This is a genomic window from Enterobacter sp. WCHEn090032, from assembly GCF_003986875.1.
Lineage (GTDB): Bacteria > Pseudomonadota > Gammaproteobacteria > Enterobacterales > Enterobacteriaceae > Enterobacter > Enterobacter sichuanensis.
The window spans coordinates 101,999-115,625 of sequence record NZ_RXRN01000015.1 but is presented as its reverse complement, the minus strand read 5'-3'; the positions used below and the strand labels follow the sequence as shown (position 1 = coordinate 115,625).

Below are 13,627 nucleotides of genomic sequence, written 5' to 3'. Positions count from 1 at the left end.
AAACCGACATTTATTCACTATCACCGGCAGTCATTGCCAGCTCCGCAGATCTCATTCTTTGGTTGTACAAAGAATCGGCAGGCATCTCGACGCGCACGGTCACAAACTGGTCACGGGGGATATCGACCGGATCACCATCGTTGATACCCTGCAGCTCGTTCCTGGCGAATTCTGGCGCTTTCGGATGTGTGCGATGAAAGGTTTTCACCAGGACAGAACCATCCGCGTTAACCTCATAGTCCAGCCAGATCAGCGGCTGCTTGTTGCGGTCGGTGGGGATATCAAAACCGCCATCGATACCACCCCAAGCTGCGTCAGAGTTAAGCCCCTGACATCCTTCTAACAGATATTCCCCCTTTCGGATCCTGGTAACAGTGCAGCCCTCAGATTCATCATTTGTTCGGTATACGCCATCCGAAAATATCTTCACCACAGGAGAGGCTCGCTTAATGAAACCGTTGGTATCGACCGTCGTGTTTTTAGTTCCCCAAAGGTTATTAATTTGTGCCGTACCTCCTGCGATAGCGGTATTGTTCCCAGATGAAACCATTGCGTTCCCGGTACGATAATCAACCCACAGCGCGGACTGAACATCACCAGCAGTGAAGAAAAATGAGGCGGCATATTGAAAGTTAGTACCGCCTACGACAAGACCTGGGTTGAGAGAACGAAATGCAGCTGTCCCTCCATTAAGTCTCCTTTCATTCATGCATTGGGCGACATCACCAAGTTGAGATTCAAATCCTATACCAAGTGCTGCTGAGGCAGCTATTACGGCACCGTCGGAAGCACGCAATGAGAGATAACGGTTAAGGGTGTTATTGGCCCCGTTGATGTGTAGCGTCAGGTAGTCATTACCGTCTGCACGTCTTTCTGCGTAGAAGCGAGCATAGTTCTTCACCGAACCACTGCCGTCCCTCGATGTGGTTGTTAAAATCCCTGATGCAGAAGATTCATTACCGCGCTCGAGATTCAAGTTGCTGAAAGCAACATTATCGCTACTTCCCAAACCGACGTTTTATAGATTGCCCTGACGCTTCATGGCCGATAACTTCATCTGATTTTTTTGCAGAATTTATTGGGTGAAAAATATGCAAATTGGCTATGTCAGGGTGTCAACAAATGACCAAAATACGGATCTTCAGCGACAGGCACTCGAACGCGCAGGATGTGAGCAGATTTTCGAAGAAAAAATGAGCGGAACAGTGGCGAACCGACCAGCGTTGAAGAAGCTTCTTAAGGCGCTGAATGAGGGGGATACGCTGGTAGTCTGGAAGCTGGATCGCCTTGGGCGCAGCATGCGGAATCTTGTGCTGCTGGTGGATGAACTCCGGCAACGCGGCATCCACTTCAAGAGCCTCACTGACAGTATCGACACATCAAGCCCGATGGGCCGCTTCATCTTTCATATTATGTCAGCCCTGGCGGAAATGGAGAGGGAGTTGATTGTGGAGCGCACCCGGGCAGGTTTGGCTGCAGCTCGTGAGAAAGGTCGAATCGGCGGCAGGCGTCCAAAGCTTACCCAGGAACAATGGGACCAGGCGGGCCGACTGATTGCGAACGGCGTGGACAGAAAGCAGGTAGCGATAATTTATGACGTGGCAGTATGCACGCTCTATAAAAAATTCCCCGTTTCAAAACCGGCTTAAATTTGCTCACACAGAGTTACTGTAACAAAATTTACAAAACTCATAATTCGAAGCGACATAGAAACTTAGAAACGAAACGGCGAAGCTTTAATCATTCATGACAGACCCTCTGTCTTGCGTGCATAATCAAATGAAACTACTGTATATAAAAACAGTATTCGAGGTATGCAACATGGATTTTATCAGGCCTGCAGAACTGCGAGAAATTATTGCTCTTCCGCTTTTTAGTGACTTAGTGCAGTGTGGTTTCCCAAGCCCCGCGGCTGATTACGTTGAACAGCGCATTGATCTCAATGAGTTACTTGTCGCTCACCCGAGCTCAACGTATTTCGTCAAAGCCGCGGGCGATTCTATGATCGAAGCCGGGATAAGCGACGGAGATCTGCTGGTGGTGGACAGCTCCAGGACTGCTGAGCACGGTGACATTGTTATCGCCGCTGTGGAAGGGGAATTTACTGTTAAACGCCTGCAGCTGCGCCCGACAGTGCAACTCAATCCTATGAACAGCGCCTATAGTCCGATCATCGTCGGCAGCGAAGACACGCTCGACGTGTTCGGTGTCGTGACTTTCATCGTCAAATCAGCGAGCTAAGTATGTTTGCGCTCTGTGATGTGAATTCGTTCTACGCATCATGCGAGACGGTGTTTCGGCCAGATTTGAAAGGGCGGCCAGTGGTTGTTCTGTCGAACAATGACGGCTGCGTAATCGCACGCAGCGCCGAGGCCAAGGCGGCTGGAATTACCATGGGAGAGCCGTTCTTTAAGCAAAAGGATCTATTCCGACGCGCGGGTGTTGTTTGCTTCAGCAGTAACTACGAGCTGTACGCAGACATGTCGAACCGGGTAATGACGACGCTTGAGGAAATGAGCCCCCGCGTCGAAATTTACAGTATCGATGAAGCTTTTTGCGACCTAACAGGTGTTCGCAACTGCCGGGACCTGACCGAGTTCGGCAAGGAGATTCGCGCTACGGTTCTGAAGCGTACGCACCTTACCGTTGGCGTTGGCATTGCCCAAACGAAAACCCTCGCTAAGCTGGCAAATCACGCCGCCAAGAAATGGCAGAGGCAGACGGGCGGAGTGGTTGATTTGTCCAATATCGATCGCCAGCGTCGGTTGTTGTCTATTGTGCCGGTTGAGGACGTATGGGGCGTTGGCCGCCGCATCAGTAAGAAGCTTAACGCCATGGGTATTAAAACGGCTCTGGACTTATCAGAACAAAGCACCTGGATTATTCGAAAGCACTTCAATGTCGTCTTGGAGCGAACGGTCCGGGAGCTGCGCGGCGAACCATGTCTGGAACTGGAGGAGTTTGCACCTGCAAAACAGGAGATTGTCTGTTCCCGGTCTTTTGGCGAACGCGTTACAGAATACGAGCAGATGCGCCAGGCTATCTGCAGTTATGCGGCCCGAGGTGCAGAAAAGTTACGCGGCGAGCACCAGTATTGCCGTTTTATCTCCGCGTTCGTGAAGACTTCTCCCTTTGCCCTGAATGAGCCATATTACGGCAACAGTGCGTCAATGAAGCTTCTCACACCTACACAGGATTCCCGCGATATCATCAACGCCGCGATCAAGTGCCTGGACAAAATCTGGAAGGATGGTCACCGATACCAAAAAGCCGGCATTATGCTGGGCGACTTCTTCAGCCAGGGTGTGGCCCAGCTCAACCTGTTCGACGACAGTGCCCCCCGAGCTGGTAGCGAGAAGTTAATGGAGGTGCTCGATCACCTGAACGCTAAAGATGGAAAAGGAACACTCTACTTTGCCGGGCAGGGCATACAGCAGCAGTGGCAGATGAAGCGAGAAATGCTGTCGCCTCGATATACGACGAGATATTCAGATCTGCTTAGAGTCCGATAAATTTTCCGGATGTCTTGGTCCGCTTTGTGCCAAGAGGGGACCTTACCCTGATGAAGTAAGCCAGGATATTTGCGGATAAATACCCAATAATTTACGTAGGCGGGAGCCATTCAACAATAGTTTTTGCCAACTCCCTGGGTTGTTCGAGCGGAATCATATGGCCGCAATTCCGAATGATTCTAAACGACGCAGAAGGTATGGCTTCGACCAACTCTTCTGCCTCCTTCATCGAACGGATGGCATCATCTTCACTGGCGATAACCAATGTTGGACAACATATCGTTGCATAAGGTATACCTTGCCGGGATAAGGATGATTGCGTGATGAAGGCTTCAAATCCCAGAGAGCATCCCATTTTCTGAATAGCTGAAATCATATCCTGATTTGATGTGTTTATAGGATGGAGTGTCCGGGCAATAGCATGGCTGCTCAGCCCCTTAAACGTTGTGGGGGACAATGACTGCACGCTTTTTCGCTTTGCTTCAGCCTCTAACGGCGTATCTTCCCGTAAGGAACTGGCAATAAGCACTAAGGACTCTACACGTTCAGGGAATTCTGCTGCCAGTTGTCGGGCAATATACCCTCCCATCGAAAAGCCTATCAAAGAAAACTTCTCAGGCAGAAGAGTAATCAGATGCTGAACGACATCATGAATGGTTCGTCCTTCAGTTACAGATGCATGATGAACAATACAGTTTGACGGCAGGTATGTTTCAAATTCATGCCAAAGCATTTCATTCAGCATAAACCCGGGAATTAAAACGATTTTACGCGGCTTTAAACTCATAGAACTCGCTTAAATGCATCATGTGTATTTATTAGGTTAGACAGGTTAAAATATCTTACTAACTGCGACAATATCAAATACCAGCCCTGGATAAGCGTTTCAATTTCCACAGAGTTTCTTAACATTTCTAACGTCCTCCCAGGCTTCCTCCACCATCAACAGGCAGTACTACGCCAGTAATAAAACTCGCTTCTGATGATAAAAGAAAGGCTATTGCTGAAGCCACTTCAGCAGGAGAGCCCAGTCTGCCCATAGGGATTGTCGATAAAACACGTTGTTCTGCTTCACTTCCAACAGGTCGTGTTTTATGAAAAAGCTCTGTCTCTATTGGCCCAGGAGCAATCGCGTTTGCGGTGATCCCGAATTGAGCAAGCTCTAATGCCCAGGTTCGTGTACAACCTACCAGCGCACTTTTTGCTGCTGCGTAAGCTGTTCGGTCAGTCGCACCGTAAATAGCACGGCTACATACATTCACAATTCTTCCCCAGCCTCTGCGCTTCATTTTGGCAACCAGCGCCTGTGTTATCTGAACTGCTACCCGTACATTGATATCCATGACATTCAGGAAGGTCGGAATATCAATACTTCCCAGTTGTTGAGGTAAGGCCACCCCTACGTTATTTACGATACCGTGAACTTCGTGATTTTTGGCAATTTTCATTAGAATTAAATTTGTTTCATCAGAGCTACTCAGATCGGTCGTATATAAAACCCCTGGAAAGCTGGCATCACTATTACGGGCAATACCCACAACCAGGTGACCCTGTTCTGATAATTTGTCACTGAGTGCTCTCCCTATACCTCTGGTTGCGCCTGTAATAAGAAAAGTACGATAAGGTCCCATAGTAGAATCCTCGATCTCATTTGAATGGATGCGAATAATATGGTACTGACATCCCATTTTTTGTTCACCGTCTATTAGACTAGCAGAACAATGACCAACTTCCGCTCTTCGCTCATTTCGGACGTGCTAGGTCTCTTTTACCTTTTATCGTGCTGCCTCGATTAGCTCCGGCCCCTGATTCTTCACATTACCCACGGCGCGCGTCACGGCGTGCCAGATAAACTTGTCGGCGGGCACAGCGCCATCGGCCGCTATCTCTTCAGCTTCTTTCCCTCCTACATCCTGACGCATCCATTCGCGTGCAGCTTCAGGCGACAGAACAAGCGGCCGGCGGTCGTGAATATCGACCAGGCCTTTATCAGCTGCAGACGTCACTATCAAAAATCCCTCTGCTTCGTCTCCACGCTCAAATGGCGTGCTGCCGATCGCAGCCATGAATATTGGCTGACCATCGGCCCGATGAATGAAGTATGGCTGTTTCTTGTCGCCTTCTTTCTTCCATTCGAACCAACCATCAGCAAAGCAAATTGCCCGGCCATGTTGCCACAGCGGCTTAAACATTCTGCTGGTTGCCGCCGTCTCGACACGAGCATTAATCAGTGGTGGTTTATCCCACCACCCGGGCGCGTATGACCACAGGACCGGATCAATATGCAGTTGATCGTCACGTTCGCTCAGCAACAGAACTTTGGTACCTGGCGCCACGTTGTACCGTCCAATAGGCTCAGGGTCGTATGCGATGTCGCGATCGGCTTCATCGGCCAGGTAAGCCAGATATTCTTCACGGGTTTGAGCTTGTGCAAACCGTCCACACATCGGGCACCTCCAGTTGTCAGACTGAAAGTATAGACGCAGATAAGCACGCTAAATGGGGACCAATTCAATGCCTCCCTATCTATCTGCAGTTAAAGCATTGGTTCAACGATAGCTTTATTGAAAATTCCTGTTTCAATAACTTCACTGTGAAGGCTGTGAGGGACGATAACAGGAATTTTTATACCAGGATAAAGTTGAGTAAGAGCGAGGGTTCTGTGCCGACCATCCATAATTCGGAATGGCGAGGTCATCTCCGGATACTCGACAATACCGTTGGCAATGTAGCTTTTAACTTTGTGCCAGCGAATTGGGTCGATGTTAAATGCTTCATCCCCCATGCTTTCCAGAATTTTTAACCCATCGGCAAAAATGATGCTTCCACCCTCTTGAGCAAACACAGGAGGTAGAATGAAACGAATGTCGCTGAACTTAGGGTAGACAAACGGTTCATCGTCTTTTGGGATGTCGTCAAAGGATCCAAATCTGAATTTACCGAGGTGAGTGTGGAGGAACTCCTCCGGAAGGCGAGAGAATAAATGTTTCATAGAAGTCCTTCTCAAATGTCATAAGGGGAGTGAAGTAATGCCATGCAAACAAGCAGTAATAAAAAAATAGCGCACGCCGATTAAGTCATACAACTCATTCACGATGATTATGCTGTTGGGAGGTGGGGGCAGTAAAGCAGGAGGTTTAAAAACCGGAAACGTAGTCGCAAATCAGTTAAATGAAACAGAATTTTGGGGGCAGATTTGGGGGCATTTTGAAAGCAGGGACACCTACAGGGGCATAAAAAAGACCGTGCACGTCCGTAGATGTCCGTTAAACGTTTCGGGCTAACTCACTGATATCATGTAAAATAAAACCATTTCAATGAGTTGCGAATTTTCTACACACTAAAACTGCACAAACAGCTTTTTCATTGGATCTCACCGCAAAAACGCTATGTGCAGAATATACATGAAAACCCTTCAGGTTTTTCATGTCTGTCTAGCGTGTTAAATGGCTTTCGCGCTGTTTTTTACCTTGGCGATGAGTTTTTCTGTCATGGCCAGGCCTTCCGCAATGTGCATATCAATCACATCCGTCCCGAATTCGTGAATAAGATCCAGGAGTATTTCATATGACTGGATCAGTTCCAGCAGGTCAAAGAGCGCTTTTTGATCGGTGCGTGAGGGGGAGGCGTGGTTAAGGGTAGCCTGATTCACAATCCACTCAAGATTGGTTTTGATGGCTTCTACCTGATTGTAGCTATACATAATTCATGGTCTTAAATCCTCATTTCAAGATTTTATGGGAGAGATGTCGTGAAAGCTTCACGGCGAAAATGAGTAAAACGGTCGCCGGTGCGGGGCGAGCTGAAGAGAAGAGAGATGAGAAGGTAATTATGGAATAGTTCGCGGGCTTAGCAAGTTAATTGTTGCGCAAACGGGGGAATAAACGCGCGAAAGAAAGGCGAACGTCGTGTAATGCCTTCATTTCGCGCAGAATATCTTGTACGGATAAGACGATCAGGTTTCCCAGGCGTGGGGGGCAAACAGGTAGCCCTTGTTACGCACGGTTTTGATGCGGTAGGGCTCGGTGGCATTATCCTGCAGTTTCTTGCGCAGCCGCGAAATCGCAACGTCCACGCTGCGGTCCATTCCGTCATAGCTTACTCCCCGCAGGTTTTTCAGCAGCGCGTCACGGTCCATGATCTGCCCGGCATGGGTTGCCAGCTCCCACAGCAGGTCAAAGTCTGCGGTAGAGAGGGCTATAAGTTCCCCGGACAGCAACACCTGACGGTTAATCGGATCAATCGACAGCGTACCAAACCGCATGGCTTTATGCGGTGTCAGAGACGGCGCCGGTGCTTCGCGTTCGATGCTGGCGTGCTGGCGTAAATGGAGGCGCAGGCGGGCAAGCAGGACGGCAGGCGGTGTGGTTTTCAGAATGTAGTCATTGGCCCCCATCTCCAGCGACAGAATATGGTTCATATCGCTGTCCAGAGAGGTGAGAAGTACGATAGGGCCGTCCCAGCGGGCGCGCAGGTCACGGCAGAGCGTCATACCGTCCTTCCCTGGCAACATGATATCCAGCAACACCAGATCGGGGTTTTCACGGACCACCACCTCTTCGGCACAATCGCCGCGAGGCTCAACAATGACGTCCATATCATGTTTACCCAGATAGGCGGCAATCAGTTGCCCGACTTCGGGTTCGTCTTCAACATAAACAATCTTATTCATACAACGTCTGTTTTCGTGAAAAAAGCCAACATACACCGCGGAACCTTAACCTTCCATTAATCTTTCAACATTAACGCCGGTTCCGCTATTTTCACTAGCGCAGCGGCCGGCCGCCGTCCACGGCAAAGGTTCTGCCGGTGACATAGCAACTGGTGAGCAGGTAATCCACCAGGTCGATCACCTCTTTTTCGCCCGGCGCAATTTTCATGAGCGACTTATTCAGCGCCTGCTGACGGTACTCCGCATCATCGTTTTCGTTGAACAAAATCATCGCCGGGGCGATGGCGTTGACCTTCACCTCCGGGGCGAGTTTACGGGCAAACGAGCGCGTCATGTTATCCAGTGCGGCTTTACTGGCCGCATAGGCGATGTGCTTGTCGCTTCCACGCTCTACCACATAATCGGTGAAGTGAATGATATCGCCCGCAGCATGTCCATGCCCGCGCAGCAGATCCTGTAGCGCATGGTTAAGCAGATAAGGCGCGTTGACGTGGATCTGCAACATGGCGGAGAGCGTTGCGCTGAGTGATGTGCCGGACTTTTCGGCCTGCCATGCGCTGGCGTTATGGATAATCGCACGCAGAGCCGTGGTGGTGGATTTCACCTTTTCCGCAAAGGCCAGAATGCCGTCATCGGTTGAAAAATCAGCCTGAATGCAGACCGCTCCGGCTTTGCGCAGTCCTTCAATTGACGGATATTCGGTACGGTAGCTGATAATGACCGGCTGGCGAAGGTTAAGAAAATGATGGGCGAGGGCGAGGCCGATTCGACGGCCTCCACCGGTGATCAGTATTGGACGAAGCTGTGCATTTCCCATCGTATTCTCCTTTGCAGTTCAACAATGGGAAAGGCGATGCTATCCCATCAACATCCAGGTTGCCGGTACGGCAGCAACCAGTAACAGTCCAATTAATGCCATTTCACGGCGTTTCAGCGCATTCTCCAGCTGATGCGTGTGGCGGGCGTAGATAAACACCAGCAGCCCCGGCGCGTACAACACCACCGACAGCAGCAGATGCATAGGCCCGGAAGCATACAACAACCACAGGCCGTAAATACAGGCTCCGACACCCACGACATAATGTACCGGGCGTGTGGCAATTTTTAACAAATAGGCACCCACTAAGAAATAGGGTACCAGAATCATTTCCGAGGCGATGGTCAACAGGGTGTTATAGTCTGAACCTGTGAGCCAGATCAGAACAAGGCAGACCTGAACGCTGATGTTGGTCAGCCACAGTGACGCGGCAGGCGCATTGTTTTTGTTCTGACGCGCAAACAGGCGAGGAAATGCTTTGTGCGTAGAGGCCAGGAACGGCACTTCCGCCGCCATGATGGTCCAGCTCAAGTAAGCCCCGCAGACGGAGATAATCAGGCCCGCAGCAATCACCACATCGCCCCAGGGACCGAGCATTTTCACCATCAGTCCGGCCATTGACGGGTTACGCATTTCGGCCAGCTCAGGACGCGCCACCACGCCCAGCGACAGCAGCGTGACCAGCAGATACACCCCCAGCGCCGCCAGTACAGCCAGCAGCGTGGCACGGCCAACGTCACGTTTATTGCGGGCACGGGCTGACACCACGACCGCGCCTTCAACCCCGATAAACACCCACAGGGTGATCAGCATCGTATTTTTCACCTGCTCCCAGACCGGGACGCCAAGCGCCATGCCGCTGAAATCGAGTGTAAACACGTCGAGACGAAACGCGATAAAGGCCAGAACGATAAACAGGCCAAGCGGAACCAGCTTCGCGAGGGTCGCGACCAGGTTAATGCTGGCGGCGGTTTGTACGCCACGTAGCACCAGCCAGTGAACGAACCACAGCAACACCGAGGCGCCGACAATAGACTGCCAGGTATTGCCGTCGCCAAAGAGGCGTAGCGCTGGGGTATCGGTAAAGAAACTGAGCGCCGAAAAGACAATAACCAGATAAGAGACATTGGCGATAACCGCACACAGCCAGTATCCCCACGCGGAACAGAAGCCAATCAGCTCGCCGAAACCTTCACGGGCATAGGTGAAAATCCCGCCGTCCAGATCGGGGCGAATGCGGGTGAGCAGCAGCATGGCGAAGGCCAGCAGCATTATTCCAACGCCCGTAATGCCCCAGCCAATGAGCAGTGCGGCAGGGCTTGCGACGGCCGCCATGTTTTGCGGCAAACTGAATACGCCCGCACCCAGCATTGAGCTTAAAACGAGTGCAGTCAGAGCACTCAGGCCAAGTTTCTTTTCCATTAGCTTCCTGTTATGAAAGGTCCAAATCCAGAATAATTATTTCGCACAGGCGCATAAAAATGGTGGATCACACTAAGGCGCGGGATTTTACGGAGTGTAACGAAAGCATGCAATGACGTGTGGCAGAAATTCAAAAAAAGTAACAAAAAAGGCGGCATTGCGCCGCCTTTCGTAAACGGTTTTGTTACTTGTACAGATCGGCGCTGATGGTCACGTTGTTACCACGTTCCTGCCACTGGCGGGTGATATGGTAGTACTTCGCCCCTTTCTTCGCCGCACGCTTCGCGACCTGATAAGAGACTTCCGTCATGTTGCCGTAGTTGCCGGTAAACTTGATGCTGTCGAACGGCACCATCTGCGCAGCAGTGGCTTTGTTCAGCTCTTCAATTTTGGTGCCGTCTGGCAGCGTCACGGAATAACGGCCACCTTTTGTGGATTGCGTTTCAAAGAAACGGCCCACTTCAGCACTGGGTGCAGCAGAGGTTGCTACGCCAGGGATTTCAACTTTCTTCGCTTCTTCGCCGCCTTTCGCCAGCGCTGCGCGACCCGCTTCTGAATCAGCCGGGATCGCATCCGGGCTTTGCAGAACACGTTTTTTCGCATCTTCTTTATAGATGAATGCGGTAATACGCTGGTTGCCGCCCTGGTTGGCATCGACCTGACGCACGATGTAGAAAGAGTATGCACCTTTCGCTTTCGCGGCTTTGGTGATGGCATCGTTCACTTCAGGCTGGCTGCGGTAGAAGCCCTGAACGGTAACCGTGTCGTAAGGTTCCAGCTCAATCGCCTGATCTTTCGGCAACTCAACGACACCGTTGATCACGCGGTTTTTTGGTGCGTCAGCTTTTGGCGCATTGTCTTTGTACAGCGCAATGGTCACACGCTGGTTACCGCTGTTGCCATAGTCAGACTGGTCAACAACGTAAAACGAGGCCGCCCCGTTTTTATCAGCGGCTTTTGATGCAGCGGCGACGGCATCGCCAATAGAATTATAACGACCCACAATGACCGTATGGTCAAAAGGTTTTAACGCTGCCGCTTGCTCCGGCGTTAACTCTGTTGCGGCATTCGCAGACAGGGCGGTCCCACAAAGAAGTGCGGACGCCAGGAGTGTGTTCTTAAGCTTCATAAAAATAATCCTTCGCCTTGCGCAAACCATGTACTGGTATTGTTGTTAATTTGAGACGGTCCCGATTATTGCATTTAAAACCTGTCGCTGTCTGCGCCATTTTTCACAGCCTGTGCTCACTGAATCACCGAATTCGATAACATTTAGTGATATGTTGAAAAAACAGGCGTTTGACAAGTAAAACTGATAAAGCTTATGACTTTTACAAGTTAATTTAATGTTAATAAGTTGTTCTCTTATGGCGCTATATCATGTTTTTACCGCTTCGCTTGCGCGATTTATCGGTTCCGGCGAAGAATTTAAGGTAAATATCACTGTCAGTGACGCCGATCGCTTATTTTTCACAGATAAAGTAAGAAATAGTGTTTTCTGGCGGTAGATCACGGGCGCTATTTTCAGTAGGTTATAGACAGTTTGTTACTGTTTTATTTTCCGGGGTTAATCATCTCGCGTCGCGCGTGCGTTGGCGAAAATTGATACAAACCGCGGTCATTTATCGATAAACCATCATCAAAAACCGATGGAAGGGAAAACTATGCGTATTGGGGTACCAAAAGAACGGTTAGCCAATGAAACCCGCGTAGCGGCAACACCGAAAACGGTGGAGCAACTGCTGAAACTGGGTTTTACCGTCGCGGTTGAAAGCGGCGCAGGCAAACTGGCGAGTTTCGATGACGACGCTTTTATCCAGGCTGGTGCGGAGGTGGTCGACGGTGCTGACGTCTGGCAGTCGCCGGTTATTCTGAAGGTCAACGCACCGGAAGAGAGTGAGATTGCACTGTTGAATCCAGGGACGACGCTGGTGAGCTTTATCTGGCCTGCGCAAAATCCTGAACTGATGGAAAAGCTGGCGGCCCGTGGCGTGACGGTGATGGCCATGGACTCCGTGCCGCGTATTTCGCGTGCGCAGTCGCTGGATGCCTTAAGTTCCATGGCAAACATTGCCGGTTACCGCGCTATTGTGGAAGCCGCCCACGAATTTGGTCGCTTCTTTACCGGTCAAATCACCGCTGCGGGTAAAGTCCCGCCGGCAAAAGTCATGGTGATTGGCGCGGGCGTGGCGGGTCTTGCCGCCATCGGTGCGGCAAACAGCCTGGGCGCTATCGTACGCGCATTTGACACCCGTCCTGAAGTGAAGGAACAGGTCCAGAGTATGGGCGCCGAATTCCTTGAGCTGGACTTTAAGGAAGAAGCGGGGAGCGGTGATGGTTACGCGAAGGTGATGTCCGAAGCCTTTATCAAAGCCGAAATGGCACTCTTCGCCGCGCAGGCGAAAGATGTCGATATTATTGTCACCACCGCGCTGATTCCGGGTAAACCGGCACCGAAGCTGATCACCCGTGAAATGGTGGATTCCATGAAGCCGGGCAGCGTCATTGTCGACCTGGCCGCGCAAAACGGCGGTAACTGTGAATATACCGTACCGAATCAGGTGACCACGACCGCTAACGGCGTGAAGGTGATCGGTTATACCGACCTGCCAGGCCGCCTGCCAACCCAGTCTTCTCAGCTCTACGGTACTAACCTCGTCAACCTGCTGAAGCTGCTCTGTAAAGAGAAAGACGGCAACATCGCCATTGATTTTGACGATGTGGTGGTGCGCGGCGTCACCGTAGTCCGTGAAGGTGAAATCACCTGGCCTGCGCCACCGATTCAGGTCTCGGCCCAGCCTCAGGCAGCGCCAAAAGCGGCGCCTGAGCCGAAAGAGCCTGCCAAACCGGCGTCACCGTGGCGCAAATACGCGCTCATGGCGCTGGCGATTATTCTGTTCGGCTGGTTGGCTGACGTTGCCCCGAAAGAGTTCCTCGGCCACTTTACCGTCTTCGCGCTCTCCTGTGTCGTAGGGTACTACGTGGTGTGGAACGTCTCCCATGCGCTGCATACGCCGCTGATGTCGGTGACCAACGCCATTTCCGGGATCATCGTGGTGGGGGCATTACTGCAGATTGGTCACGGCGGCTGGATCAGCTTCCTGAGCTTTATCGCAGTGCTGATCGCCAGTATCAATATTTTCGGTGGTTTCACCGTGACTCAGCGCATGCTGAAAATGTTTCGTAAAGGCTAAGGGGTAGCAT

General features: G+C 51.0%; 14 protein-coding genes. 4 read left to right on the top strand and 10 right to left on the bottom strand.

Features of this window, described 5'->3' with window-relative positions:
* Positions 1 to 10: 10 nt before the first annotated feature.
* On the bottom strand, positions 11 to 901 hold the full coding sequence (locus EKN83_RS23695; RefSeq protein WP_409513609.1) for a hypothetical protein: 891 nt from the start codon (positions 899 to 901) through the stop codon (positions 11 to 13).
* Between the two features lie 190 nt (positions 902 to 1,091).
* On the opposite strand from EKN83_RS23695, the gene EKN83_RS14655 reads away from it, so the two are divergent.
* From EKN83_RS14655 to EKN83_RS14645, 3 genes are all read left to right on the top strand, one after another.
* The gene (locus EKN83_RS14655) at positions 1,092 to 1,649 is read left to right on the top strand and encodes a recombinase family protein (protein ID WP_126801206.1); all 558 of its coding nucleotides are present in this window, start codon (positions 1,092 to 1,094) and stop codon (positions 1,647 to 1,649) included.
* A 172-nt stretch (positions 1,650 to 1,821) separates the two neighbouring features.
* Positions 1,822 to 2,241, top strand: a complete 420-nt coding sequence (locus EKN83_RS14650; RefSeq protein ID WP_126801205.1) for a translesion error-prone DNA polymerase V autoproteolytic subunit — start codon at positions 1,822 to 1,824, stop codon at positions 2,239 to 2,241.
* 2 nt (positions 2,242 to 2,243) lie between these two features.
* The gene (locus EKN83_RS14645) at positions 2,244 to 3,512 is read left to right on the top strand and encodes a Y-family DNA polymerase (RefSeq protein ID WP_126801204.1); all 1,269 of its coding nucleotides are present in this window, start codon (positions 2,244 to 2,246) and stop codon (positions 3,510 to 3,512) included.
* A gap of 91 nt (positions 3,513 to 3,603) precedes the next feature.
* Here EKN83_RS14645 and EKN83_RS14640 read toward each other — a convergent pair whose 3' ends face one another.
* From EKN83_RS14640 to ydgH, 9 genes are all read right to left on the bottom strand, one after another.
* Complete coding sequence (locus EKN83_RS14640; RefSeq protein ID WP_126801203.1) at positions 3,604 to 4,299, bottom strand: alpha/beta fold hydrolase; 696 nt, start codon at positions 4,297 to 4,299, stop codon at positions 3,604 to 3,606.
* A gap of 127 nt (positions 4,300 to 4,426) precedes the next feature.
* On the bottom strand, positions 4,427 to 5,143 hold the full coding sequence (locus tag EKN83_RS14635) for an SDR family oxidoreductase (RefSeq protein WP_047038757.1): 717 nt from the start codon (positions 5,141 to 5,143) through the stop codon (positions 4,427 to 4,429).
* A gap of 144 nt (positions 5,144 to 5,287) precedes the next feature.
* Entirely contained in the window at positions 5,288 to 5,959 is a 672-nt protein-coding gene (locus EKN83_RS14630) for an SOS response-associated peptidase (RefSeq protein WP_126801202.1), read from the bottom strand.
* 89 nt (positions 5,960 to 6,048) lie between these two features.
* On the bottom strand, positions 6,049 to 6,504 hold the full coding sequence (locus EKN83_RS14625) for a hypothetical protein (RefSeq protein WP_126801201.1): 456 nt from the start codon (positions 6,502 to 6,504) through the stop codon (positions 6,049 to 6,051).
* 450 nt (positions 6,505 to 6,954) lie between these two features.
* Positions 6,955 to 7,215, bottom strand: coding sequence for a hypothetical protein (locus EKN83_RS14620; RefSeq protein WP_045284909.1), 261 nt, complete (start codon positions 7,213 to 7,215; stop codon positions 6,955 to 6,957).
* 252 nt (positions 7,216 to 7,467) lie between these two features.
* Positions 7,468 to 8,184: a two-component system response regulator RstA gene (gene rstA / locus EKN83_RS14615; RefSeq protein WP_025758561.1), complete on the bottom strand. Its 717-nt coding sequence runs from the start codon at positions 8,182 to 8,184 to the stop codon at positions 7,468 to 7,470.
* A gap of 94 nt (positions 8,185 to 8,278) precedes the next feature.
* Positions 8,279 to 9,001 carry a dihydromonapterin reductase gene (gene folM / locus EKN83_RS14610; protein WP_126801200.1) on the bottom strand — a complete coding sequence of 241 codons (723 nt, stop codon included), beginning with the start codon at positions 8,999 to 9,001 and terminating at the stop codon, positions 8,279 to 8,281.
* Positions 9,002 to 9,040: 39 nt separating this feature from the next.
* A complete protein-coding gene (locus EKN83_RS14605; protein WP_025758565.1) occupies positions 9,041 to 10,423 on the bottom strand; it encodes an amino acid permease in 1,383 nt (460 codons plus the stop codon).
* A gap of 184 nt (positions 10,424 to 10,607) precedes the next feature.
* On the bottom strand, positions 10,608 to 11,552 hold the full coding sequence (ydgH, locus tag EKN83_RS14600) for a DUF1471 family protein YdgH (protein ID WP_025758566.1): 945 nt from the start codon (positions 11,550 to 11,552) through the stop codon (positions 10,608 to 10,610).
* Between the two features lie 535 nt (positions 11,553 to 12,087).
* On the opposite strand from ydgH, the gene pntA reads away from it, so the two are divergent.
* On the top strand, positions 12,088 to 13,617 hold the full coding sequence (pntA, locus tag EKN83_RS14595) for a Re/Si-specific NAD(P)(+) transhydrogenase subunit alpha (RefSeq protein WP_045284906.1): 1,530 nt from the start codon (positions 12,088 to 12,090) through the stop codon (positions 13,615 to 13,617).
* Positions 13,618 to 13,627 lie beyond the last annotated feature (10 nt).